General features: G+C 65.0%; 1 protein-coding gene. It reads right to left on the reverse strand.

Annotated features, from left to right (window positions below; all coding sequences use genetic code 11):
* Window positions 1–183: 183 nt before the first annotated feature.
* Window positions 184–519 (reverse strand): aldo/keto reductase, encoded by a 336-nt coding sequence (locus EUA98_RS19525; RefSeq protein ID WP_130104342.1) that lies wholly within the window; start codon window positions 517–519, stop codon window positions 184–186.
* Window positions 520–1,547 lie beyond the last annotated feature (1,028 nt).

Here is a 1,547-nt window from a genome sequence, read left to right on the forward strand (position 1 = left end):
GTCAGCGCCTAGAAAATCCGCAAGGGGTGGGGACTTTTACTTGGCCACCAGCGGGGACTTCCACTTGGCCATTGACATCGCTTGCGGAGGAGTCGGCCCAGTGGTCGGCTCTGCCAGATCTCTGCAGTCGGGCGAAGGCGCGAGGCGGTGGTGCCGGTCCTTGCGCCTTCGCGCGCCAGTTGGTTACTTCCAGTCGGGGTTCATGCCCTCGGGGTAGCGGGAACCGAATCCTCCGCTGGGGAGGATTTCCTTGATTCGGGTGAGATCGCCCTCGCTGAGGGTGAGGTCGGCGGCACCAGTGTTCTCCTCGACGCGCTGAGCGCTTCGAGTGCCGGGGATCGGGACGATTTGTTCTCCCTGTGCGAGGAGCCAGGCGAGGGCAACTTGCGCGACGGTGGCCCCCTTCGATGCGGCGAGTGCGTGAACACGCGCTGCCGGCCGAGAGCTTCGATGCGGGGCGAGTTCTTCGCGGCGTGGAGGCGTGTTGGTCAGTGAGCGCCAGAGTATCCCGGTGCCCAGGGAGGCAGCAGATCTGGAGCCGCTTTCCGCCCGTGTCCTGGAGAGAGATCAGTGACCGCCAGGTGGAGCGCATGGGCGGCGGGGCAGGGCATCCGGTCATCGGTCGTAGAGAATGCGGTTGTCCCACGCAATGCGATCACAGGAAAAGATGGGGACGACCGCCTACTTCACGCGGTCAACTTCCTCACGGTAATTCTAGACTCGGGATCCGGCAGAGTAATCACCATGGACTACGGACGGATCTGGCAATGACCTCGCAGATCTCGCCTCGGTATCGGCGCCAACTGGCTCTGATGGCCGATCGACTCGCAGGCTTCGCGCCGACGAGATCCCGCTTCGACGGCTCATCGATGACTTGAACTCGCTGTGGAGTGACGTGGACCTACCAGGCGGCTGGTCCGAGCGATTCCGTGTGGAGCCCCGGTCGGGCCCGCCGAACGGGATCAACACCGACCAGGCGATCGTCACAGCCACGCGGCCGCTCGTCATCAGCACGAGTTGGACCTTGACTGCCCTCTGACGGCGACACCCACGCGGGTTGAACGGCGGGCGAGACCTAGCTCGCTCGTTTCGCGGCTCCTTGAGCGGGGGAGTGCGCGCTTCCCCTGCTTGTGCGCTGGCGATGACGACCCGGGCGACACGACGATGGCGACTCAGGCTGAGGACAGGCCTGCGGATCAGTCTTCCTCGTTTCCGCTCATCCCAGGGCACGCGATGCCGATCAGGGAGAGTCCCGTGGAGCCCGGCCCGCGACTGCCCCTGGGCATTTCGTCGAGACCCATTCGCTCGATCGCACCGCAGATCGCGGTCTGTGCGCATCGATGCGCAAGTTCCACCCACGCACAGATTCTTGGAGACATCATGAGCACATCTGTTCCCGCGCCTGGCCTCGGTGATCGCCGACGTCGTTGGTTCGCCGACCGTCCGATTGCGATCAAGTTCGGCGCTGCGCTAGCCCGGATCTTTCACGGGGTGCCGGCGCGCGGTCGTGACGGCGCGGTGGCCGTCGTCGCGGTGTGATTTTCGCG

The organism is Pengzhenrongella frigida (genome assembly GCF_004168625.1).
GTDB classification, from domain to species: Bacteria; Actinomycetota; Actinomycetes; order Actinomycetales; family Cellulomonadaceae; genus Pengzhenrongella; species Pengzhenrongella frigida.